We start from the raw sequence: 22426 nt of genomic DNA on the forward strand, positions 1-22426 counted from the left end.
CACCTTCCGGCCCAGGTTCCGCTGCTGGTGGTCCCATGACCCGACTGATCCGCCGCCTCGCCGTCCTTTCCGCGTTGCTGCTGCTCTGCGGCTGCGCCTTCGCCCGCACTCCCTGGGTCGAGGTGGGCGGCGAGCGCTTCCAGGTGGAGATCGCCGCTACCGTCGAGGAGCGCGCGCTCGGCCTGATGTTCCGCGACCGCCTGGAGCCGGGCCACGGCATGCTGTTCATCCACGAACGCCAGGAACCCCAGGCGTACTGGATGAAGAACACCCGCATCCCGCTGGACATCCTGTACTTCGACAACGACCGCCGCCTGGTGTCGCAGCAGCGCAGCGTGCCGCCCTGCCGCAGCGGGCGCGGCTGCCCGGCCTACCCCAGCGAGGCCCCGGCCCGCTACGTGCTGGAGCTCAATGCCGGCGAGGCTGCGCGCCTGGGCCTGCGGGACGGGGACGAGCTCATCTTCGGCCCGGGCATCCCGGCCGCCGACTGAGGCCGCAGGCGACGCCGCGTCGCAAACCGTGGCGTACGGGCTTGATTGTGGCCACCGCGGCCCCCAGTCTTGGCGACATGGGGAAAACGCACATCCAACTTCCCGACTGGAACACCCTGGCAGCGCTGGATGACGCGGCGCTGCCCCTGCTGCCGACCGCCCTCCTGATCGCCCGCGACGAATACCCGGGCCTGGATCCGGCCGAGTACGACGCCCTGGTCCAGTCGCACGCCGACCACCTGCGCACCGAGGTGCAGGCGATCGAGTCGACCGCGCTGAAGATGGCGGCGATCAACCGCCACCTGTTCGAGGAAGTCGGCTACACCGGCAACCACGACGCCTACTACGACCCGCGCAACAGCTACCTCAACCAGGTGCTGGAGCGGCGCCTGGGCAACCCGATCTCGCTGGCGGTGGTGCAGATGGAAGTCGCCCGCCGCCTCGGCATCCCGCTGGACGGGGTGTCGTTCCCGGGGCACTTCCTGGTGCGGCTGCCGGTGGACGGCGGCCTGCTGGTGATGGATCCGTTCAACGGCGGCCGTCCGCTGGCGGTGGAGGAGCTGCGCGAACGCGCCCGCCCGCACCTGGGCGGCGAGGCCCCGGACGACAAGGTCCTGCTGCAGATCCTCACCCCGGCCCCGCACCGGGCGATCCTGGCGCGGGTGCTGCGCAACCTGCACGGGGTGTATGCCGAGGCCGGGGAATGGGACCGCGCCGCGCGCAGCGCCGACCGCGTGCTGCGGCTGGTCCCGGAGGAAACCGATGCCTTGCGGGACCGCGGCCTGGCCTACCTGGAGCTTGGCCATATCGAGGGCGCGCGCCGCGACCTGACCCGCTATCTGCAGCAGTCGCCGGATGCGTCGGATGCCGAATCGATCCGCGAGCGCCTGATCGACGTGGCCGGCCGCCGCGCCGTGCTGCACTGAGCCTGCCGCGCCGCCCCTCGGGGCGCGGCGCCGGGCTCAGATTTCCATCATCTCGAAGTCGTCCTTGGTGACCCCGCAATCCGGGCAGGTCCAGGTGTCCGGGATGTCCTCCCAGCGCGTGCCCGGCGGGATGCCCTCCTCCGGCAAGCCTTCGGCTTCGTGGTAGATGAAGCCGCATACCACGCACATCCAGCTGCGGTAGGGGGCGGTGTCGGTCTCGCTCATCGGATAATGCAGGCCTGCGGTTGGGGCGCCATTGTCCCACAGCCCGGTATGACGGAATCGCCATGAACCCTGCCCCGCCCCCCGCCGCCCGCGGCCTGTACCTGATCACCCCGGACGAGCCGGATACCGCGCGCCTGCTGGCGCGGGTGGAACCGCTACTGGGCGCTGGCGTGGCCTGGCTGCAATACCGCAACAAGGCGGCCGGGCCGGCACTGAAGCGCGCGCAGGCCGGCGCCCTCCAGACCCTGTGCGCACGCGCCGGGGTACCGCTGCTGGTCAACGACGACGCCGCGCTTGCGGCCGAGGTCGGCGCGGCCGGCGCCCATCTGGGCGAGGACGACGGCGCCCTGGCCGCGGCCCGCGCCCTGCTCGGACCGGATGCCATCCTCGGTGCCTCCTGCTACGACAGCCTGCAGCTGGCCCGCGACGCGGTCGCCGCCGGCGCCAGCTACGTGGCCTTCGGCGCGTTCTTCCCCACCACCACCAAGGTCGTGACCCGCCGCGCCACCCCGGACCTGCTGCGGCAGGCGGCGGAGCTGGGCGTGCCGCGGGTGGCGATCGGCGGCATCACCCCGTGCAACGGCCGCGCCCTGGTCGAGGCCGGCGCCGACCTGCTGGCGGTGATCGGCGGGGTGTTCGACGCGCCCGATCCGGTGGCGGCGGTGCGGGCCTACCAGCGCTGCTTCGGGGCCGGCGCCGGCTAGCGGCCGCGTGGGGCGGCCCCGCGTGGGCGGGCCTACAATGTGCAGCTTCGCCGCACTGGAACCGCCCACGATGAACCACGACCGCTCCCACGCCCTGTTCTCCCGCGCGCAGCAGCTGCTGCCGGGAGGCGTGAACTCCCCGGTGCGCGCGTTCAAGTCGGTGGGTGGCGAACCGTTCTTCGTGCAGCGCGCCGACGGCCCGTACCTGTTCGACGTCGACGGCAACCGCTACATCGACTACGTCGGCTCGTGGGGCCCGATGATCGTCGGCCACAACCACCCGGCCGTGCGCGAGGCGGTGCAGGCGGCCATCGGCAACGGCCTGTCCTACGGCGCGCCGTGCGAGGCCGAGGTCACCATGGCCGAGACCATCACCCGCCTGGTGCCGTCCTGCGAGATGGTGCGCATGGTCAACTCCGGCACCGAGGCCACGCTGTCGGCGATCCGCCTGGCGCGCGGCGCCACCGGCCGCCAGCGCATCGTCAAGTTCGAGGGCTGCTACCACGGCCACGGCGACTCGTTCCTGGTCAAGGCCGGCAGCGGCATGCTGACCCTGGGCGTGCCGACCTCGCCGGGCGTGCCGGCGGGCCTGAGCGAACTGACCGCCACCCTCAGCTACAACGACTTCGAGGGCGCGACGAGGCTGTTCGGGGAGATCGGCGGCGAGATCGCGGCGGTGATCATCGAGCCGGTGGTCGGCAACGCCAACTGCATCCCGCCGCGCGAGGGGTATCTGCAGCACCTGCGCGAGCTGTGCACGAAGCACGGCGCGCTGCTGATCTTCGACGAGGTGATGACCGGTTTCCGCGTCGCCCTCGGCGGCGCCCAGGCGCACTACGGCATCACCCCCGACCTGACCACCTTCGGCAAGATCATCGGCGGCGGCATGCCGGTGGGCGCCTACGGCGGCCGCCGCGATCTGATGCAGCAGATCGCCCCGGCCGGCCCGATCTACCAGGCCGGCACCCTGAGCGGCAACCCGGTGGCGATGGCCGCCGGCCTGGCCATGCTGGAACTGATCCAGGCGCCGGGCTTCCACGAGCGACTGTCCGCCGCGACCGTGCGCCTGTGCGAGGGCCTGGAGGCCGCCGCGCGCGAGGCCGGCGTCGCCGTCACCACCAACCAGGTCGGCGCCATGTTCGGTCTGTTCTTCACCGACCAGAAGGTGGAGACCTACGCCCAGGCCACCGCCTGCGACACCGCCGCGTTCAACCGCTTCTTCCACGGCATGCTCGAGCGCGGCGTGTTCCTGGCGCCGAGCGCCTACGAGGCCGGCTTCGTCTCCAGCGCGCACGACGAGGCGGTGATCGACGCCACCCTCGAAGCGGCGCGCGCGGCATTCAGGAGCCTGGCGGGATGAGCTCGCCGGCCGGGCCGGCAGCGGAAGCGCGGGACGACGCCCGCGCCGAGGGCGCCAGCCTGTTCGAGCGCGAGCACCTGCCGGCCTCGACCGGGGGCGCGCGCTTCCGCTGGTTCAGGCGGATCTTCCACCACGACGCGCCGGACGAACGCAATTTCGACCTGGTGCTGATCCTGGTCATCCTGGCCAGCGTGGTGGTGGTGCTGCTGGACAGCATGCCCACGGTCAAGGCGCGCTGGCATGCCTGGCTGTATGCGGCCGAGTGGCTGTTCACCCTGGCCTTCGCGTTCGAGTACGGCGTGCGCCTGTGGGTGGTCAAACGCCCGCTGCGCTACGCCTTCAGCTTCTACGGCATCATCGACCTGCTGGCGATCCTGCCCACCTTCCTCTCGCTGCTGTTCCCGGCCACCGCCTCGTTCACCGTGATCCGCGCGCTGCGCCTGCTGCGCGTGTTCCGGGTGCTCAAGCTGGTGGAGTATTCCAGCGAGGCCGGGGTGCTGATCCAGGCGCTGGTGCGCAGCCGGCGCAAGATCCTGGTGTTCATCGCCGCGCTGCTGACCATCGTGGTGGTGTTCGGCGCGCTGATGTACGTGGTCGAAGGTCCGGAGAACGGGTTCACCAGCATTCCCGCCGGGATGTACTGGGCGATCGTCACCGTGGGCACGGTGGGCTTCGGCGACATCGCGCCGGCCACCGCGTTCGGCCGCTTTGTGACCTCGCTGCTGATCGTGATCGGCTACAGCATCATCGCCGTGCCCACCGGCATCTACACCGCCGAACTGGCGCGCTCCCTGCAGCCGCGGCGCCGCCACGTGCGCTGCGGCAACTGCGGCCTGCCCGACCACGAGGCCGATGCCTGGCACTGCCGCAAGTGTGGCACCGTGCTGCCGCGCGAAGAGTGAGCGCGGACGCGGAGGACGGGGCGCCCCGATGAAGCCGCGCATCCACCAGCTGCTGCTGGATTTCGACAACGTGCTGGCGCACTACCGGCGCGAGCAGCGGGTGGCGCACCTGGCTGCCCATGCGGGCACCGGCTTCGAGCAGGTCTGGCAGGCGCTGTACGGCTCAGGGCTGGAAGCGCGCTACGACGCCGGCGAGATTTCCACGGCCGACTACCTGCAGGCACTGGGCGAAGGCATCGGCACGCCCGTGGGCGAGGACGCGTGGCTGGATGCACGCATGGCCGCCACCCGCGCCGATGCCCGGGCGATCGCACGCCTGCTGGCGCTGGATCCGGCCGTACCGATGGCGGTGCTGACCAACAACGGCGAACTGATGGCGCGCGCGATCCCGCACATCGTCGCGCCGCTGCGGCCGCGTCTGGACCGCCGCGTGCTGTGCAGCGGCAGCCTGGGCGGGCGCAAGCCCGATCCGCAGGTCTACCTGCGCGCGCTCGAACGCCTGGGCTGGAACGCCGGCGAAACCCTTTTCGTCGACGACCTGTTCGTCAACGTGCAGGGCGCGCGCCGCGCCGGCCTGCACGCCGACAGCGTGCGCGATGCGCGCGCACTGGGCCGGGTACTGGAACGCTTCGGCCTGGCCTGAATGCACGCCCCTCTCCACCGCGGGAGGGACGCCACCAACCGCGTCGACATCAGCGGACGCGTAGCCCGGATAAGGCCGAAGGTCGCATCCGGGACACGCCATCGCCCAGCCCGCGGGGATCCCGGATGCGCTTCGCTTATCCGGGCTACAGGGCCTACCGGGCTGGGTGCCTCCCCCTCTCCCCCTGTAAAGGGATGGTAGTGACGGTCGCCCCCCTCGCCCGCGCCACTGACCGCGTCGACACCAGCAAATGAGTAGCCCGGATAAGGCCGAAGGCCGCATCCGGGACGCGCCATGGCGCAGCGCCCGGAGATCCCGGATGCGCTTCGCTTATCCGGGCTACGGGGCCTACGGGGCTGGGTGCCTCCCCCTCTCCCGCCGGATTAAAGGGATGGTAGTGACGGTCGGTCCCCTCGCCCGCGCCACTGACCGCGTCGACACCAGCAAGATGAGTAGCCCGGATAAGGCCGAAGGCCGCATCCGGGACGCGCCATGGCCCAGCCCGCGGGGATCCCGGATGCGCTTCGCTTATCCGGGCTACGGGGCCTACGGGGCTGGGTGCCTCCCCCTCTCCCACCGGATTAAAGGGATGGTAGTGACAGTCGGTCCCCTCCCCGCGCCACTGACCGCGTCGACACCAGCAAGATGAGTAGCCCGGATAAGGCCGAAGGCCGCATCCGGGACGCGCCATGGCCCAGCCCGCGGGGATCCCGGATGCGCTTCGCTTATCCGGGCTACCGGGCCTACGGGGCTGGGCGCCTCCCCCTCTCCCACCGGTAAAGGGGATGGTAGTAACGGTCGGTCCCCTCGCCCGCGCCACTGACCGCGTCGACACCAGCAGATGAGTAGCCCGGATAAGGCCGAAGGCCGCATCCGGGACACGCCATGGCCCAGCCCGCGGGGATCCCGGATGCGCTTCGCTTATCCGGGCTACGGAGCCTACGGGGCTGTGTGCCTCCCCCTCTCCCACCGGTAAAAGGGATGGTAGTGACGGTCGTCCCCTCGCCCGCGCCACTGACCGCGTCGACACCAGCAGATGAGTAGCCCGGATAAGGCCGAAGGCCGCATCCGGGACGCGCCATGGCCCAGCCCACGGGGATCCCGGATGCGCTTCGCTTATCCGGGCTACGGGGCTGTTGTGAGCCATCGCTCCGGCACGGCGCTGGGCGTGCCAGGGGCGTTGCATCAGCGCCGGTGAGCGCACGCGGTAGCGGCGCCCGGCGGCATCAGGAGTGCGCGCCCTGCCGCAACTGCTGCCGTAGCGTCAGCGCCAATGCGTCAAGCTGTTCGCGCGGCGCCGGCACCGGGCGCCGGCCGGATAGACGTCCAGCAGGCCATCGCCCATGCGGCGTGGATGCACGTGCAGGTGGAAGTGCGGCACTTCCGGCCGCCGGCCTCGCCGTTGGACTGCCACAGGTTCAGGCCATCGGGATCGAGCGTGCCGCGCAAGGCCAGCGCGATACGGTGCGCCACCCGCATCAGGTGGGCGGCGGCGTCCTCGTCCAGGTCGTAAAGCGTTTCGGCGTGCAGGCGCGGGATCACCAGCACATGACCGGGCACGGCCTGGCGCAGGTCCATCAGCGCCACCACGTGGGCGTCTTCCCAGACGACACTGGCCGGCGCGTGGCCGGCCAGGATCTGGCAGAAGACGCAGCCGCCATTCGTCAGCGCGGGGCGACGAAGGCGGCGATGGCCGCGCGCAGGCGCTTCAGCCCTTCGGCAACGTCCTCGCTGGTGATGTTCAACGCCGGCACCAGGCGCAGCACGTCCGGGCCGGCCTGCAGCAGCAGCAGGCCCTCGTGCGCGGCCAGGTCGAGGATCTCGCCGGCGCGGCCCGCGTATTCGGAGCTGAGCACGGCGCCCAGCATCAGGCCGCGGCCACGTACCTGGGCGAACACGCCGAACTCCTCGCCGATCGCGCCCAGGCCCTCGCGCAGCGCGTTCGACTGGCGCGACACATTGGCCGCGATCTGCGGCGAGGCCAGCTTGCGCAGGGCCACGCGCGCGACCGCGGCGGCCAGCGGGTTGCCGCCGAAGGTGGTGCCGTGGGCGCCGAAGCCCATGGCCTCGGCGACCTTCGGGCCGGCAAGCATGGCGCCGATCGGGAAACCGCCGCCCAGGGCCTTGGCCAGGGTGACGATGTCCGGGACCACGTCGTCCTGCCAGTGCGCGAACAGGCTGCCGGTGCGGCCCATGCCGGCCTGGATCTCGTCCAGCACCAGCAGTGCATTGTGCTTGTCGCACAGCGCGCGCACCTGCTTGAGGAAGCCGGAGGCGGCCGGCATCACGCCGCCCTCGCCCTGCACCGGCTCCAGCATCACCGCGGCCACGTCGCCGGCGGCCATCGCCGTCTCCAGCTGCACGATGTCGTTGAAGTCGACATAGCGGAAACCGCCGGGCAGCGGCTCGTAGCCTTCCTGGTACTTCGGCTGGGCGGTGGCGGTGACCGCGGCCAGGGTGCGGCCATGGAAGCTGCCACGGAAGGTGACGATCACCCGCTGCTGCGGCGGACGCCCCTGGGCAGTGGCCCACTTGCGCACCAGCTTGATCGCGGCCTCGTTGGCCTCGGCGCCGGAATTGCACAGGAACACGCGCTCGGCGAAGCGGCTGGCGGTCACCAGCTCCTCGGCCAGGCGCAGCGGCGGCTCGCTGAAGAAGATGTTGCTGGTGTGCCAGAGCTTGCCTGCCTGCTCGACCAGGGCCGCATGCAGGTCCGGGTCGTTGTGGCCGAGGCCGCACACGGCGATGCCGGCGGCGAAGTCCACGTACTCGCGGCCCTCGCTGTCCCACAGTCGCGCGCCCTGGCCTCGCTCCAGCACCAGCTCGCGCTGCCGGTACACGGGCAGGAAATAGCGGTGGCCAAGGTCGATCAGGGAGGCGGTGTCGCCGGCAGCCGGCGTCGTGGCGTTCATGGCAGTGGAATATCCGTGGAAGAAGGCCGGCACGGGGCCGGTGGGCCATTATCCGCCTCGTTCCGCGACGCTGCCACGCCGGGGCCGCCGGGTACCGTGCTCGCGTCCCATCGGAGGCTATCGCGCCCCGGCGCCCCGCCCCCATCGACCGACGCCATGTCCCGCATCGAACCCCTCGCCGCCCGTGCCGGCAGCCGTCCCGACCCGGCCAGCGGTGCGCTGTCGCCGCCGCTGCAGCTGGCCACCACCTTCGAGCACACGCCCGACGGCCAGCTGCCGCAGGGCTTCCTCTACCAGCGCTACGACAACCCGACCCAGCAGGAGACCGAGCAGGTGCTGGCGGCGCTGGAGGGTGCGAAGCGGGCGCTGCTGTTCCCCACCGGCATGGCCGCTGGCGCCACCGCGCTGCAGGCACTGCCGCCGGGCAGCCACGTGCTGCTATGCGACGACAGCTACTTCACCTTCCGCGTCCTGGCCGCGCAGCAGTTCCCGCGCTGGGGCCTGGAATGCACCATCGTCGACTTCACCGACCTGGACGCGGTGCGTGCGGCGTTGCGGCCGAACACGGCGTTGCTGTGGGCGGAGAGCCCCTCGAACCCGCTGCTCAAGGTCAGCGATATCGCCGCGCTGGCGGATATCGCCCACGAAGCCGGCGCGCGCCTGCTGGTGGACAGCACCTTTGCCCCGGCGGTGATCCAGCAGCCGTTGGCACTGGGCGCGGACATCGTCCTGCACTCGGCCACCAAGTACCTGGGCGGACATGGCGACGTGATGGGCGGCGTACTGGCCTTCGCGGACGACGGCGAGCATGCCGCGGCCTGCCACCAGCTGCGCCTGATGGCCGGCGCCACCGCCTCGCCGTTCGCGGCCTGGCTGATCCTGCGCGGCGTGCGTTCGCTGCCGGCGCGGATGGACTGGCACTGCCGCAACGCGCGCCGGGTGGCGGAGTTCCTCGCCGGCCATGCGAAGGTGTCGGCGGTTCACTACCCCGGCCTGGCCTCGCACCCGCAGCACGCGGTGGCCGCGGCGCAGATGCGCGACTTCGGCGGCATGCTGTCGTTCGAGGTGGCCGGCGGACGCGAGGCGGCGCTGGCCGTGGCCTCGCGCATGCGGCTGTTCACCAATGCCACCTCGCTGGGTTCGACCGAATCGCTGGTCGAGCACCGCGCCTCGATCGAGGGCCCGGCCTCGACCACGCCCGGCGGCCTGCTGCGGCTGTCGGTGGGCCTGGAGCACGCCGACGACCTGGTCGCCGACCTGGAGCAGGCACTGGCAGGCGGCTGATCGCATCCACACCAGCCCGGTACGCGGTACCACCGGCCGGCAAGCAGCGACCCGCGGGAATGCACATCCCCGCAAACAGGCTGCGCCGGTGGTTTGACCGTTCACATGCCGGCCCGCACAATCGCCGCCGAAGGGGAGTAGCTCCCAGCGTGACGGCCGTCATTTCGGGCATTCCGATGCCCCGGTCCCACGGCGGCCCAGGGCCGTGAGCAAGACCTTCGCCGCGACGGCGAAGGTGTGTCCCCGGTTCCCAGAGCAGGGTTCCGCGCCGCCAGCTTCCGCGGCCGTCCTTACTCCTGCCCGGAACATTGATGATGGAAACGATAGGCAACGTCTGGCTGTGGGCCGGATTCTCCGGCCTGGTGCTGCTGGCGCTGGTGGCCGACCTGCTGCTGATGCGCCACGGCGGCGCGCACAAGGTCACGTTCAGGGAAGCGGCGTGGTGGAGCCTGGGCTGGGTGGCCCTGGCCCTGCTCTTCAACCTCGCCCTGTGGTGGTACGTCGGCCAGTCGGCCGGTCCGGAAGAGGCACGGCGCATCGGCCTGGAATTCCTGACCGGCTACCTGGTCGAGAAGGCGCTGGCGGTCGACAACATCTTCGTGTTCCTGATGCTGATGACCTACTTCGCCGTGCCGGAGCAACTGCGCCAGCGCGTACTGGTGATCGGCATCCTGCTGGCGATCTTGCTACGCGCGATCCTGATCTTCGCCGGCGCCGCGCTGCTGGCCCAGTTCCACTGGCTGCTCTACGTGTTCGGCGCCTTCCTGCTGCTGACCGGCGCGAAGATGTGGAGCGCCGCGGGCGAGGAGCCGGACCTGGGGAAGAATCCGGTACTGAGCTGGATGACCACGCACGTGCCGTTCGTGCGCCGCTATCACGGCAACGCGATGTGGCTGGGACGCGGCAGCCGGCGCAGGTTCACCCCGCTGTTCATCGTGGTGGTGATGATCGGCATCACCGACGTGATCTTCGCGGTGGATTCGATCCCGGCGATCTTCGCCATCACCCTGGACCCGTTCATCGTGCTGACGTCCAACGTGTTCGCGGTGCTGGGCTTGCGCGCGATGTTCTTCCTGCTGGCGGGGATGGCCGAGCGCTTCCACCTGCTGCCCTACGGCCTGGCCGTGGTGCTGGTATTCATCGGCGCCAAGATGCTGCTGGTCGACCTCTACAAGATCCCGGTGCTGTGGTCGCTGGGCGTGGTAGGCGCGATCCTGGCCACCACGATTGCCCTGAGCCTGGCACGGCCGGCACGGGCTGCTGCCGACTGATGCGACGGTCCGGCGGGGACGCGTGCCCCGCCGGACCGCACTCGTGCGCTTACCAGGTGCCGGTGTTGGGCATCGACGCCCACGGCTCGGCCGGCGGCAGGGCTTGGCCCTTCTGCAGCAGCTCGATCGAGATCAGGTCCGGGGTGCGGACGAAGGCCATGCGGCCGTCGCGCGGCGGGCGGTTGATGGTCACGCCCAGCGACTGCAGGTGGGCGCAGATCGCGTAGATGTCGTCGACCTCGAAGGCCAGGTGGCCGAAGTTGCGGGCGCTGCCGTAGTCCTCCGGCGCCGAGCCGTCCTCGGGCGGCCAGTTGTAGGTCAGCTCGATCTCGGCCTCCGGGTTCTCCGGGGCGCCGAAGTAGACCAGGGTGAAGCGGCCGGCCTCGTTGTCCATGCGCCGGGTCTGCTTCAGGCCCAGGCCCTCGGTGAAGAAGCGGCTGGTCTTTTCCAGGTCATGGACCCGGATCATCGCGTGCAGGTACTTCATGGTGTTTCCGTAACGAAAATGGGGCCGGCCATTGTAGGAGCGCGCCGCGGCCGGCGGCGGCGCGCGCGGCGCGACTCAGTCCAGGAACAGGTCCGGCAGCAGCGGCTTGGACGGATCGACGGCATAGCCGGACAGGTCGGTCACGCCGGCCTCGGCCAGCACCTCGTCGTCGATCAGGAAGCGGCCGCTGAAACCGGCCGCCTGGCGCACCAGGATCGCGTGCGCGGCATCGGCCATGATCTCCGGGCGGCGGCCGTTGCCGGCATCCACGCCGGGGATCATGTTCAGCGCGTCGGTGGCGATGAGCGTGCGCGGCCACAGCGCGTTGACCGCCACGCCCTTCGGCCCGAACTCCGCGGCCAGGCCCAGGGTGACGAAGCTCATGCCCATCTTGGCCAGGGTGTAGCCGGTGTGCGGCCCCCACCACTTCGGATCCAGCGACGGCGGCGGCGCCAGGGTGAGGATGTGCGGGTTGGCCGCCTGCAGCAGGTGCGGCAGGCAGGCCTGGGCGCAGAGGAAGCTGCCGCGGGCGTTGACCTGCTGCATCAGGTCGAAGCGCTTCATCGGCGTGTCCAGCGTGCCGCGCAGCCAGATGGCGCTGGCGTTGTTGACCAGGATGTCGATGCCGCCGAAGGCGTCGACCGTGGCCGCCACCGCGGCGCGCACCTGGTCTTCCTCGCGGATGTCGCACTTCAGCGCCAGGCCGCGGCCGCCGGCGGCGTCCACCGCCTCGGCCGCGGTATGGATGGTGCCCGGCAGCTTCGGGTTGGGCACCGCGGACTTGGCGGCGATGGCGACGTTGGCGCCATCGCGTGCCGCGCGCAGGGCGATGGCCAGGCCGATGCCGCGCGAGGCACCGGTGATGAACAGGGTCTTGCCGGCTAGGCTGGTCATGCGCGTCTCCGGATGGTGCAGGAACGGCATTGTCGCCCGGGCGTGGCCGCGCGTGGGCGGACGCGCGGCCTTACCGCGCCCGGTCCTCCGTCTCCTCCGCGCCGCCGCCGGCACCGGAGGTGCGCAGCCTCAGCGTGGGCACGCCCGAGACCGGATGCGGCTCGATCCGGTGCGGCAGGTCGGCCACCGCCTCGCGCACCTGCTCCAGCGCGGGATCGGCGTCCGCACGCGGCCGCCAGGTGGCCAGCGCGTCGAATACCGCGGGGCTGAAGTGCAGGGTCTGGGCGGTGCCGATCCACAGCGGTTCGTGTCCCGGGCGCAGCTGCACCGGCGCCGGCCACAGGCGCAGCGCCAGGCGGCGGTCGGGATCCTCGCCCTCGCGCACCATCAGCAGGGTCTCGGTACGCGCGTCCAGCGTGGCCGGCAGCACCGGGACCCCGGCCGGCCATGCATCCTCGTCGAACATGTTCAGCGCCTGCGCCCAGCGCGCCTGCGGCTGCACCCGCCAGCCCTGGGCTTCCAGCCGCTCGCGCAGCGGCGCCAGCGGACCGGCCACCTGCACGTCCAGCGGCCAGCGCTGGGCGTCGTCCAGCTCGTTGCGGCGGGCCGCCTGGTTGCCCCAGTCGTGCTCCCACCAGGCCTGCATGTCCTGGACCACGATCGCCGGGCCCGGCGGCTCGAACTTGGCCAGCTTGGCCTCGATGTTGCGCGGCGCGTACCACAGCGCGGCCACGGCGAAGGTCCCGTAGAACACGCCGGCCACCGGCTTGACCCAGAACGAGCGGTTGAAGCGGCGGCGGTAGGCGATGCCCAGCACCAGCAGCCAGACGATGCCCAGCAGCATCCCGCCGACCACGTCGCTGAGCCAGTGCGCGCCCAGATACAGGCGGGCGAAGCTGATGATCGCCACCACCAGGCCGGAGACCATGTACGGCCACACCCGGTCGCGGCCCGGCAGCTCGCGCGCGATCAGCACGGCGAAGAAGCCGAAGGCGATGGTGGACATGGTCACGGCGATGGAGGGGAAGCCGAAGCCGCTGGCGGCGGAGGGCGGACGCACGACATCCATGGTCGCGCCCAGCAGCCAGGTCAGGGCCAGGCCGAAGGCCAGCGCCGCCAGCCAGTGTCCGGCCGCCATCCAGCGCCGGCGCCAGGCGAAATAGCCCAGGACCAGGGCGCAGGCCGGGGCCAGCACAGGCCAGTCGCCGAGGGAGGCCAGCGCCGCCAGCGGGTAGTCGGCCAGCGGGTTGCGCAGGCCGAGCATGAGCTCGTGCACGGCCAGGTCCACGCCCAGCGGCTCGCCGTGTCCCAGCACCACCAGCAGCAGGGCGAACCACAGCCAGCCGATCGCCAGCAGCAGCACCGCCAGCAGGGCCAGCGGCACCGATTCGCGGCGCGCCGGATCGAACACCGCCGCCGAATGGCGCCCCAGCACCGGATGCCGGTGCGACCACGCCAGCACCCGCGCCAGCAGCGCGTCGGCGTGGTCGGCGAACCAGCGGTAGGTATAGAGCACCAGCGCCCAGGCCAGGCCCAGCCCCACCAGCAGCAGGCCCAGCACCACCACCAGGTGGCCGGCCACCGCCGCCACCGCCTCGTAGGCCTGGCCCAGCACCCAGCCGGGCAGCAGGAACAGCACGCCCCAGGACAGGCAGGCCGCGCCACTGGCAATGAGGTAACGGCGGACCGGCATCCGCGCCATGCCGGCGATGGCCGGGACGAAGGGACGGATCGCGCCGACGTAGCGCGCCACCAGGATGGCGCTGACCGCGTTGCGCCGGAACAGGGTTTCGCCCCGCTCCAGCAGCTGCGGGTAACGGCTGAACGGCCAGACGCCGCGCAGGCGCTCGCCCCAGCGCAGGCCGACCCAGTAGCTGATCGCGTCGCCGGCCATGGCGCCCAGGGCCGCGCTGGCCACCGCGTACGGGCCGGAGATCTCGCCCATGCCGATCAGCACGCCCACCGCGAACAGCAGGGGCAGCGCCGGGACCACGGCCCCGAGGACGATCAGGGCATCGCAGAAGGCGATCGCGAAGATCACCGCGCCGGCCAGGAGCGGGTGTTCCCCGATCCAGGCCAGCATGGCTTCCATCCATGAGGAATTCATCGCGGAATTATAGGCGCCGCATCCCAACGGGCGCTGTAGGGCAACGCCGGACAGGCCTGCCCGGCAGGGGCCGCCATGCGCTGCGGGCAACACCGCCCGACGCGACGTGGTGGCGTGGGCCGGGGCGCGCCCGGCGCCGGATCAGCCGGCATCGCCCTCCGCGGCGGCGCCACCCGATTCCGGAGCCGTCTCGACCTCCGCGGGCAGCTCCCCGTCCGTCGCGGGCGGGGCGGCGGCGGGACCCTCCGCCCGCGACACCCGCCAGACGATGTTGGCCAGGTCGTCGGCGATCACCAGCGCACCGCGCGGATCCACGGTCACGCCCACCGGGCGGCCGCGGGTGGTGCCGTCGTCGTCGCGGAAGCCGGTGGCGAAATCGACCGGATCGCCGGCCGGGCGGCCATTGCGGAACGGCACGAACACCACCTTGTAGCCCACCGGTTCGGAGCGGTTCCAGCTGCCATGCATGCCGACGAAGGCGCCCTCGGCGTATTCCGGTCCCATCACCGGGCTGGAGAAGTCCAGGCCCAGGGCGGCCACGTGCGCGCCCAGGGCATAGTCCGGGGTGATCGTGGCGGCGACCTTCTCCGGGTTCTCCGGCTTGACCCGGGTGTCGACGTTCTGGCCCCAGTAGGCCCAGGGCCAGCCGTAGAAGCCGCCCTCGCGCACCGAGGTCAGGTAGTCGGGGACCAGGTCCGGGCCGATCTCGTCGCGCTCGTTGACCACCGCCCACAGCTGGCCGCTGCCGGGCTGGATCGCCAGCGCCGTAGGGTTGCGCAGGCCGCCGGCGTATTCGCGGTGCATGCCGGTCGCGGTGTCGATCTCCCAGACCACCGCGCGGTCCTGCTCGGCCATCATCCCGCGCTCGGTGATGTTGCTGTTGGAGCCGATGCCCACGTACAGGAAGCGGCCGTCGGCGCTGGCGGTCATCGCCTTGGTCCAGTGGTGGTTGATCTCCGAAGGCAGCTTCGTGAGCACCTGCGGCTTGCCGGCGCGGGCCTGGGTCATGCCCGGCTGGTAGTCGAAGCGCACCACCGCGTCCTGGTTGGCCACGTAGAGGTTGTTGCCGACCAGGGCCAGGCCGTAGGGCGCGTCGAGGTCCTCGGCGAACACGGTCTGCAGTTCGTACTCGCCGTCGCCATCGGCGTCGCGCAGCAGGGTCAGGCGGTTGCCGCCGGGAACCTGGGTGGTGCCGGCGGCCTTGATCGGCCCGGCGATCACGTCCTTGGGCTTGAGCGGCGGCGCGTTGCCGCCCCGGCCCTCGGCCACCAGGATGTCGCCGTTGGGCAGCACCAGGGTCTGGCGCGGGATGCGCAGGTCGCGCGCGATGGCGCGCACCTCGAAGCCCTCCGGCACGACCGGCACCCGGTCGCCCCATTCGGAGGGATCGGCGATCTTCATCTCCGGCAGCAGGCCGCGCCTGGGTTCCGGAAGCCCGGGGTTGGCGCCGTACTGCACCGGTCCGGGTTGGGGATTGCAGGCGGCCAGCACGACGGTGGCGCTGGCGGCGGCAAGCAGCTTGAGGCGGTTCATCGCACACCTCCCGTGCGCAGCGGCCAGGCCGCGAAGAAGGTCGCCACCAGGGCGGTCGCGAAGACCAGCACCGAAAGCACCAGGCCCATCGGCATGCTGGCCCAGGCGTCGCGCGCATGGACCAGGGCGTTGAGGAAGGCCAGGATCCACGCCACCAGCCAGAGCGCGCAGTGCAGCACGGTGCCGCGGGTGCGGCGCGAAGGCGCCAGGCCGAACAGCGAGCACACCAGGGCGATGGCGGCCAGCACCAGGCCGCCGGCGTTGAGCCAGGCGGCGAAGTTGATCCACTGGATCTCGTAGGTGCGCGCGTAGGCGATGTCGGACAGCAGCGTGCCGAGGATCAGCGAGAGCGCGCCGCCGACAAGCAGCGCGTGGACGGGATGGAAGGCGGGTGCATACCGGCGTTCGACGGTTGCGACCATGGCGGGTCCTCCGGGGGTACGCCGCGGGCGGCGGATGGGCGGTGCGGCCTGTCGGCCGTGGCCCATGGTCGCCGTGCAGGCCTCACGGCCGTGTGTAAGCGCGTCCCCGGCGCCCCTGCCCTACTCGTCCATCCACAGCAGCAGCTGCTGCAGGCGCTGGTGCGGATCGTCCTGCTGCAGCAGGGCCAGGCGCTGCTCCTCGCTGATCGGCAGGATCTCGGCCAGGCGCCAGCCGACCCAGTCGGCGTCCTCGAGCAGGCGCAGGTTGGCCACGTCGTGCATCCCGCCGACCTTCTGCAGCAGCTCGCCCAGCAGGGTGCCGAGCACCGCGTGTTCCGGCAGCAGGCGCGGTCCGCTGCCCGGTTCGTGCGCGGCATCGCACCAGCGCACGTGGCCGACCAGCAGGCCGTTGTCGCGGGCGCTGGTGCGGCTGATGCGGAAGCGTCGCGCGCCGCGCACCGACAGGGTCAGCAGCCCTCCGGGCTCGCTGCCGAAGTCCTCGATCACCGCCTCGACCCCGAACGCCGCCGGCGTGGCCGGGGCGCCGCTCTCCTCGCCTTCAAGGATCAGGCACACGCCGAAACTGCGCCCGGTGCGCCCGCATTCGCCGACCAGGTCCAGGTAGCGGCGCTCGAACACGCGCAGGCCCAGGGGTGCGCCGGGCAGCAGCACGGTATGCAGGGGGAACAGCGGCAGGGTTTCGGTGCTGGGCACGGCGCTGGTGGATTCGGCTCGCGGGCAGGGTAACGCCGCCCGTTCAAGGCGGCGTCACGGCGACGTGCTCAGCCCTGCTCCAGCATCGCCACGAAGCGGCGCGGCGCCGCATCGAAACCGCCGTTGGACATGAACACTACATGGTCGCCGGGTCGCACGGTTTCGCGCAGGCACGCCAGCAGCGCGTCGGTGTCCGGCGCCGCCTGCGCCTGGCCGCGCACCGCGGCGATCACCCGGCCCGCGTCCCAGGCCAGTTCCGGGCGGTGCAGGAACACGACCACGTCGGCGATGTCCAGCGACGGCGCCAGCGCCTGCGCGTGCGCACCCAGGCGCATGGAATTGCTGCGCGGTTCCATCGCCACCACGATGCGCGCATCGCCGACCTTCGCGCGCAGGCCTTCGAGGGTGGTGCGGATGGCGGTGGGATGGTGGGCGAAGTCGTCGTAGACAGTGACGCCGGCCGGCTCGCCCAGCACTTCCATGCGGCGCTTTACGCTGTGGAAGCCGGCCAGCGCCGGCGCCACGTCGGCCGGGGACACGCCCACCGCATGCGCCGCGGCCAGCGCCGCCAGCGCGTTCATCACGTTGTGCCGGCCCAGCAGCGGCCAGCGCACGGTCGCCACCTCGCGACCGTCCTGCAGCACCGCGAACGCGCTGCCGTCGGCGGCCAGCAGGCGCGCGCTCCAGTCGAAGCCGGCGCCGCCGCCCGCACGCGCGACCGCCACTTCCGCACCTTCCAGGCCGAAGGTCTCCACCGGGGTCCAGCAGCCCATCTCCAGCACCTGTGCCAGGTGCGCGTCCCCGCCATTGACGACGAGGCGGCCGGCGCGCGGCACGGTGCGCACCAGGTGGTGGAACTGGCGCTGGATCGCGGCCAGGTCCGGGAAGATGTCGGCGTGGTCGTACTCGAGGTTGTTGAGGATCGCCACCGTCGGGCGGTAGTGCACGAACTTGCTGCGCTTGTCGAAGAAGGCGGTGTCGTACTCGTCGGCCTCGACCACGAACTCGCGGCCGCTGCCCATCCTCGCCGAGGTGCCGAAGTCCTCGGCCACGCCGCCGACCAGGAAGCCCGGGTCGCGCCCGGCGGCCTGCAGCAGGAAGGCCAGCAGGCTGCTGGTGGTGGTCTTGCCGTGGGTGCCGGCCACCGCCAGGGTGGTGCGTTCGGGCAGCACGTGCTCGGCCAGCCACTGCGCGCCGGAGGTGTAGCGGCGGCCGTCGTCCAGCACCTGCTCCACCGCCGGGTTGCCGCGCGACAGCGCGTTGCCGATCACCACCTCCTGTGCGTCGGCCGAGATGTTGGCCGGGTCGTAGCCTTGGCGAAGGGTGATGCCCAGCTTCTCCAGCTGGGTGGACATCGGCGGGTACACCGCCTGGTCGCTGCCTTCGACGCAGTAGCCCAGTTCGCGCGCCAGCGCCGCCACGCCGCCCATGAAGGTGCCGGCGATCCCGAGGATGTGGATGGTGGTCATGCCGTGATTGTCGCCCACCGGCGCCGGCTTTTGGTGCGCCGTGGGGTTTTCAGCGCGCCAGGCGGCCGCGCGAACGCCACAGGCCCTCGCCCGCGTACAGCGCCAGGCCCAGCCAGATCGCACCGAAGCCGACCGCGCGGCCTGCGCCGAACGGCTCGTGGAAGAACCACACGCCGAGCAGCAGCTGCAGGGTCGGGGCGATGTACTGCAGCAGCCCGACCATGCTCAGCGGGATGCGGCGCACGCCGTACGCGAAGCCGATCAGCGGCACCGCGGTGACCACGCCGCCGAACACCAGCAGCAGGTCCGTGCCCCAGCCCCAGCCGCTGGCGAAGCTGCCGCCATGGCCGGCCTCGGCCCACAGCACGTAGGCCAGCGAGGGCAGGAACAGGTACAGGCTTTCCAGGCCCAGGCCCGCCACCGGATCGACCGCCACCAGCTTGCGCACCAGCCCGTACAGCCCGAACGAGGCGGCCAGGCCCAGCGCGATCCACGGCGGCGAGCCGGCCTGCACGGTCAGCCAGGCCACGCCCAGCGCGGCGCAGCCCACCGCGATCCACTGCATCCTGCGCAGGCGCTCGTGCAGCACGAGTACGCCCAGGACCACGTTGACCAGCGGGTTGATGAAGTAGCCCAGGCTGGTCTCGACCACGTGCCCGGCGTTGACCGCCCAGATGTACAGGCCCCAGTTGAACGCGATCAGCACCGCGCTCAGGGCCAGCGCCGGCAGCGCGCGCGGCTGCGCGGCGAGCTTGCGCAGCCAGCCGAATCCGTTGCTGAGCAGCAGCCAGGCCACCACCAGCAGCGCGCTCCAGACCACCCGGTGGGCCATGATCTGCATGGCCGGGACGTGCTTCAGCAGGTGCCAGTACACCGGCACCACGCCCCACAGGACGAAGGTGCCGGCGGTGACCGCCAGGCCGCGGCGGTCGATCGCGGTGGACGCGGGCGTGGCGCTCATCGACGCATCACCCGGGCCAGGGTGATGGTCACCACGCCGGCCAGGATCACCGCCATCGCACCGAGGTCGTGCGCGGTGAAGCGCTCGCCGGCCAGCCACGCGCCGAGGGCCACGGCGATGGCCGGGTTGACGTAGGCATAGCTGCTGACCAGCGCCGGGCGCACGTGGTGCAGCAGCCACACGTAGGTGCTGAAGGCCACGATCGAACCGAACACCGCCAGGTAGCCCAGGGCCAGCGTGCCCTGCAGGGTGGGCGCGACGGGCAGGCTCTCGCCGCGCAGCAGGCCCACGGCCACGATCATCACGCCGCCGCACAGCATCTGCCCGGCGGCGGCCATGAACGGCGGCGGCAGGTCGCGTCCGCGCGACCACACCGAGCCGAAGGCCCAGCCGATCGGCGCCACCAGCAACAGGACCAGGCCCACCGGGCTGGCGGTCAGGCTGCTGCCGGCGTTGAGCCAGAGGACACCGGCGAAACCGATGGCGATGCCGAGCCATTCGATCCGGGTTGGACGCTGGCCGTACACGACTCCGAACACGCCCATCCACAACGGCACCGAGGCCACGGCGACCGCGGCCAGGCCGGAGGAGACGCTCTGCTCGGACAGCACCACGCAGCCGTTGCCCAGCAGCAGCAGGGTCAGGCCCATCACCGCCAGGTTCTTCCACTGCGCACGGGTCGGCGCCGGCACGCCGCGCCAGCGCAGGAATGCGTACATCGCCGCGCCGGCGACGATGAAGCGGGCCCCGGACACGGCCAGCAGCGGCGGCCAGCCACCCTCCAGGGCGAAGCGGATGCCGAGATAGGTCGAGCCCCAGACCACGTAGACGATGGCAAGGGCGGATACGACGGCCAGCCCGGCAACGCGTGCCTGGACCTGGGCGGGGGGACTCATGCGGGATCCGGGGAGGAAAAGCAGGCCGACGATTCTAGCTCCCGGGCAGGCCGCGGACAGCGGCCATTACGACCGATGGCGTGCCCACGCCTGCAAAAACAGCGTTCCGCCGACGGGTGGCTGAAGCGACCGCAACGGGGCGCGCCGCGTGCCTTGCCGCCCCCGGGAGCGGGGCGCATATTCGGGTGCAGGTGACACACACCGGAGCGGACCATTGAAAGCCAGATCCATGATCCTGCTGCTGGCCCTTGCCGCCCTCCCGGCAACGGTGCCGGCGGCCAACGTGACCGATCCTGACGCGCCGCGGGCGCTGCCGGGCGATGGCCCGGTCAGCGTGTCCTGGGCGGATCCGTCCGGGTTCTCCGACCTGCGCCACAGCGGCAACCGCTGGGTCGCCGCCCAGGGCGACTGGGTGAGCGAGCTGGCCCGGCACCTGCAGAAGAGCGCCACCAAGCGCCTGCCCGAGGGCGCGCGCATGGAAGTGACCATTACCGACATCCAGCGCGCCGGCCGCTACGAGCCTTGGCGGGGCCCGGACCGCGACCACATCCGCATCCTGCGCGACCCCTACCCGCCGCGCATGCAGCTGGAATTCCGCATCACCGGGGCCGATGGCCAGGTCCTGGCGGAGGGCCAGCGCAAGCTGCAGGACCTGTCGTACCTGCAGCGCGGCATGGTGATGGACCACGACGCACTGCGCTACGAGAAGCGCATGATCGACGACTGGCTGCGCAAGGAACTGCCGGTCCCGGCGACCTGAGGCCGCCGGGACGGCCCACTCAGAAATCCGGCGCCAGGGCCTGCTCGATCTGCTCGCGGCGCAGGTTGGTGTAGTTCTTCGCCACCTCGGCCAGCAGGCGGGTGCGCACTTCCTCGTGCAGCAGCGGGCGCATGTACCCGAGGGTCTGGGGATCGGCCGCCAGCACCAGGTGCTGGAACCGGCCATTGAGCGCGTGCTCGTTGAGGCGGCGGGCCAGTTCGCGGGCGAATCCCGCTTCCTCGGCCTCCTTGGCATTGACCTCGGGTGGAAGGATCGCGGGCATCTCGCCCTCCTTCGGATCCAGGGCGATGGCCGCCTCCTGGTGCAGCACCACCTGTCCCTGTTCGCCGCCGATGTTGGTGAACAACCGCGCCGACGCGCCGTCGGCGACCAGCACCCAGGCACCGCGTGGAATCCTCCTCATGTCGCCTCCTGCTTTGGGATCGCGCCGCCAGCCTAGGCAGGAGGGTGTTAGCGTCCCGCGCAGGAGGTGTCAGCGGATCGTCCGCGGGCGGTTCACCCGCCAGCCCGGCTGGTGCATGCTGGGCGCCCCGCCCCCGGAGCCGCCGATGAGCCGTTTCGACCTCACCCCGCCCGACCCGGAGCAGCTGCAGGCGCTGGCCGCCGCGCTGTCGCCCGAGGAGCGCCACGTGCTGCTGCAGCACGGCACCGAGCGCCCGTTCTGCGGCGTATTCCTGGACAACAAGCGCGAGGGCACCTACGTGTGCAGGCTGTGCGGCCTGCCGCTGTTCCGGTCCTCGGCCAAGTTCGATTCGGGCACCGGCTGGCCCAGCTTCTTCCAGCCCTACGACGAGGCGCACATCGGCCGCATCCGCGACACCAGCCACGGCATGATCCGCACCGAGATCGTATGCGCGCGCTGCGGCGGCCACCTCGGCCATGTCTTCCCCGACGGCCCGCCGCCGACCCATGAGCGCCATTGCCTCAATTCGGTCTCGCTGGGCTTCGTCGACGAGGGCCAGCCGCTGCCGGACCCGCTGCGCCGTGGCGGTGCCGAAGCCGGCCCGCCCTGAGCACCGCACGCCTTTTCCCGCTCCATCGACGGAGACGCTGCATGAAATTCCTGCTGCTGGTGTACATCGACCAGGACCTGCTGGGGCAGCTGCCGCAGCAGGAATACGACGAGCACATGCGCTACTGCGTGCGCAAGGCCGACGAACAGGCCGCCAAGGGGATCCTGCTCGGCGCCAACAAGCTGGAACCGCCTCCGACCGCGCGCACGGTACGGATGCGCGACGGCCAGACGCGGGTCTACGACGGGCCCTTCGCCGAGACCAAGGAAGTACTCGCCGGCTACAACCTGATCGAGGCCGACTCGCTCGAGCAGGCGGTGGAGCTGGCCAAGGAATTCCCTTGGACCCGCTACGGCGCGATGGAAGTGCGCCCGGTGGCCGACCTGGAGGCCGAGCGCGCGCGCGTCGGCGCCTGAGCGCCCAGGGCTTCA

Annotated in this window: 24 protein-coding genes; 11 read left to right on the forward strand and 13 right to left on the reverse strand. The window is 71.5% G+C overall.

All coding sequences use genetic code 11. The features are described from left to right. Nucleotides 1-35 precede the first annotated feature (35 nt). Entirely contained in the window at nucleotides 36-491 is a 456-nt protein-coding gene (locus CSC68_RS08750) for a DUF192 domain-containing protein (protein ID WP_162203182.1), read from the forward strand. A gap of 77 nt (nucleotides 492-568) precedes the next feature. Beyond that, the gene (locus CSC68_RS08755; protein WP_162203183.1) at nucleotides 569-1417 is read left to right on the forward strand and encodes a SirB1 family protein; all 849 of its coding nucleotides are present in this window, start codon (nucleotides 569-571) and stop codon (nucleotides 1415-1417) included. A gap of 36 nt (nucleotides 1418-1453) precedes the next feature. Here CSC68_RS08755 and CSC68_RS08760 read toward each other — a convergent pair whose 3' ends face one another. Further along, a complete protein-coding gene (locus CSC68_RS08760; RefSeq protein WP_162203184.1) occupies nucleotides 1454-1642 on the reverse strand; it encodes a rubredoxin in 189 nt (62 codons plus the stop codon). Between the two features lie 62 nt (nucleotides 1643-1704). On the opposite strand from CSC68_RS08760, the gene thiE reads away from it, so the two are divergent. The 4 genes from thiE (at nucleotide 1705) to CSC68_RS08780 (ending at nucleotide 5251) form a co-directional block, all read left to right on the forward strand. Beyond that, nucleotides 1705-2346 carry a thiamine phosphate synthase gene (gene thiE / locus CSC68_RS08765; protein ID WP_162203185.1) on the forward strand — a complete coding sequence of 214 codons (642 nt, stop codon included), beginning with the start codon at nucleotides 1705-1707 and terminating at the stop codon, nucleotides 2344-2346. A gap of 70 nt (nucleotides 2347-2416) precedes the next feature. Next, on the forward strand, nucleotides 2417-3706 hold the full coding sequence (gene hemL / locus CSC68_RS08770) for a glutamate-1-semialdehyde 2,1-aminomutase (protein ID WP_162203186.1): 1290 nt from the start codon (nucleotides 2417-2419) through the stop codon (nucleotides 3704-3706). Next, the gene (locus CSC68_RS08775) at nucleotides 3703-4608 is read left to right on the forward strand and encodes an ion transporter (RefSeq protein WP_246193500.1); all 906 of its coding nucleotides are present in this window, start codon (nucleotides 3703-3705) and stop codon (nucleotides 4606-4608) included. The genes hemL and CSC68_RS08775 overlap by 4 nt, the downstream gene beginning before the upstream one ends. Nucleotides 4609-4636: 28 nt before the next feature. Beyond that, nucleotides 4637-5251 (forward strand): HAD-IA family hydrolase, encoded by a 615-nt coding sequence (locus CSC68_RS08780; RefSeq protein ID WP_162203187.1) that lies wholly within the window; start codon nucleotides 4637-4639, stop codon nucleotides 5249-5251. A gap of 1278 nt (nucleotides 5252-6529) precedes the next feature. On the opposite strand, the gene CSC68_RS08785 is transcribed toward CSC68_RS08780, so the two are convergent. Continuing rightward, a complete protein-coding gene (locus tag CSC68_RS08785) occupies nucleotides 6530-6919 on the reverse strand; it encodes an HIT domain-containing protein (protein WP_246193508.1) in 390 nt (129 codons plus the stop codon). After that, nucleotides 6916-8163 carry an acetylornithine transaminase gene (locus CSC68_RS08790; RefSeq protein WP_162203188.1) on the reverse strand — a complete coding sequence of 416 codons (1248 nt, stop codon included), beginning with the start codon at nucleotides 8161-8163 and terminating at the stop codon, nucleotides 6916-6918. Before CSC68_RS08790 ends, CSC68_RS08785 begins: the two co-directional genes overlap by 4 nt. Before the next feature lie 156 nt (nucleotides 8164-8319). Here CSC68_RS08790 and CSC68_RS08795 point away from each other — a divergent pair, with 156 nt between their 5' ends. Continuing rightward, nucleotides 8320-9447: a trans-sulfuration enzyme family protein gene (locus CSC68_RS08795; RefSeq protein WP_162203189.1), complete on the forward strand. Its 1128-nt coding sequence runs from the start codon at nucleotides 8320-8322 to the stop codon at nucleotides 9445-9447. A gap of 314 nt (nucleotides 9448-9761) precedes the next feature. After that, nucleotides 9762-10718 carry a TerC/Alx family metal homeostasis membrane protein gene (locus CSC68_RS08800; RefSeq protein ID WP_170296347.1) on the forward strand — a complete coding sequence of 319 codons (957 nt, stop codon included), beginning with the start codon at nucleotides 9762-9764 and terminating at the stop codon, nucleotides 10716-10718. 49 nt (nucleotides 10719-10767) lie between these two features. Here CSC68_RS08800 and CSC68_RS08805 read toward each other — a convergent pair whose 3' ends face one another. The 9 genes from CSC68_RS08805 to yedA all read right to left on the reverse strand — a co-directional run bounded on the left by CSC68_RS08805 (nucleotide 10768) and on the right by yedA (nucleotide 20201). After that, the gene (locus CSC68_RS08805; protein ID WP_162203191.1) at nucleotides 10768-11205 is read right to left on the reverse strand and encodes a VOC family protein; all 438 of its coding nucleotides are present in this window, start codon (nucleotides 11203-11205) and stop codon (nucleotides 10768-10770) included. Nucleotides 11206-11280: 75 nt separating this feature from the next. Further along, a complete protein-coding gene (locus tag CSC68_RS08810) occupies nucleotides 11281-12099 on the reverse strand; it encodes an SDR family oxidoreductase (RefSeq protein WP_162203192.1) in 819 nt (272 codons plus the stop codon). Between the two features lie 70 nt (nucleotides 12100-12169). After that, entirely contained in the window at nucleotides 12170-14206 is a 2037-nt protein-coding gene (locus CSC68_RS08815) for a bifunctional DedA family/phosphatase PAP2 family protein (RefSeq protein ID WP_162203193.1), read from the reverse strand. Nucleotides 14207-14347: 141 nt separating this feature from the next. After that, entirely contained in the window at nucleotides 14348-15739 is a 1392-nt protein-coding gene (locus tag CSC68_RS08820; protein WP_162203194.1) for a PQQ-dependent sugar dehydrogenase, read from the reverse strand. Beyond that, nucleotides 15736-16161 carry a DUF2231 domain-containing protein gene (locus CSC68_RS08825; protein ID WP_162203195.1) on the reverse strand — a complete coding sequence of 142 codons (426 nt, stop codon included), beginning with the start codon at nucleotides 16159-16161 and terminating at the stop codon, nucleotides 15736-15738. The genes CSC68_RS08820 and CSC68_RS08825 overlap by 4 nt, the downstream gene beginning before the upstream one ends. A 120-nt stretch (nucleotides 16162-16281) precedes the next feature. Beyond that, nucleotides 16282-16875, reverse strand: coding sequence for an LON peptidase substrate-binding domain-containing protein (locus CSC68_RS08830; protein ID WP_162203196.1), 594 nt, complete (start codon nucleotides 16873-16875; stop codon nucleotides 16282-16284). A 68-nt stretch (nucleotides 16876-16943) separates the two neighbouring features. Further along, nucleotides 16944-18344, reverse strand: a complete 1401-nt coding sequence (gene mpl, locus CSC68_RS08835) for a UDP-N-acetylmuramate:L-alanyl-gamma-D-glutamyl-meso-diaminopimelate ligase (protein ID WP_162203197.1) — start codon at nucleotides 18342-18344, stop codon at nucleotides 16944-16946. 49 nt (nucleotides 18345-18393) lie between these two features. Next, the gene (gene rarD, locus CSC68_RS08840; protein ID WP_162203198.1) at nucleotides 18394-19305 is read right to left on the reverse strand and encodes an EamA family transporter RarD; all 912 of its coding nucleotides are present in this window, start codon (nucleotides 19303-19305) and stop codon (nucleotides 18394-18396) included. Beyond that, nucleotides 19302-20201, reverse strand: coding sequence for a drug/metabolite exporter YedA (gene yedA, locus CSC68_RS08845; RefSeq protein ID WP_162203199.1), 900 nt, complete (start codon nucleotides 20199-20201; stop codon nucleotides 19302-19304). Before yedA ends, rarD begins: the two co-directional genes overlap by 4 nt. 229 nt (nucleotides 20202-20430) lie before the next feature. Here yedA and CSC68_RS08850 point away from each other — a divergent pair, with 229 nt between their 5' ends. Then, nucleotides 20431-20961: a DUF3016 domain-containing protein gene (locus CSC68_RS08850; protein ID WP_162203249.1), complete on the forward strand. Its 531-nt coding sequence runs from the start codon at nucleotides 20431-20433 to the stop codon at nucleotides 20959-20961. 19 nt (nucleotides 20962-20980) lie between these two features. Here CSC68_RS08850 and CSC68_RS08855 read toward each other — a convergent pair whose 3' ends face one another. After that, entirely contained in the window at nucleotides 20981-21385 is a 405-nt protein-coding gene (locus CSC68_RS08855; RefSeq protein WP_162203200.1) for a baeRF12 domain-containing protein, read from the reverse strand. A gap of 145 nt (nucleotides 21386-21530) precedes the next feature. On the opposite strand from CSC68_RS08855, the gene msrB reads away from it, so the two are divergent. Together msrB and CSC68_RS08865 are read left to right on the forward strand one after the other, a co-directional pair. Next, nucleotides 21531-21995, forward strand: coding sequence for a peptide-methionine (R)-S-oxide reductase MsrB (msrB, locus tag CSC68_RS08860; protein WP_162203201.1), 465 nt, complete (start codon nucleotides 21531-21533; stop codon nucleotides 21993-21995). Between the two features lie 41 nt (nucleotides 21996-22036). Further along, nucleotides 22037-22411: a YciI family protein gene (locus tag CSC68_RS08865; RefSeq protein ID WP_162203202.1), complete on the forward strand. Its 375-nt coding sequence runs from the start codon at nucleotides 22037-22039 to the stop codon at nucleotides 22409-22411. Nucleotides 22412-22426: the final 15 nt, after the last annotated feature.

Source organism: Pseudoxanthomonas suwonensis (assembly GCF_010093235.1).
GTDB lineage: Bacteria > Pseudomonadota > Gammaproteobacteria > Xanthomonadales > Xanthomonadaceae > Pseudoxanthomonas > Pseudoxanthomonas suwonensis.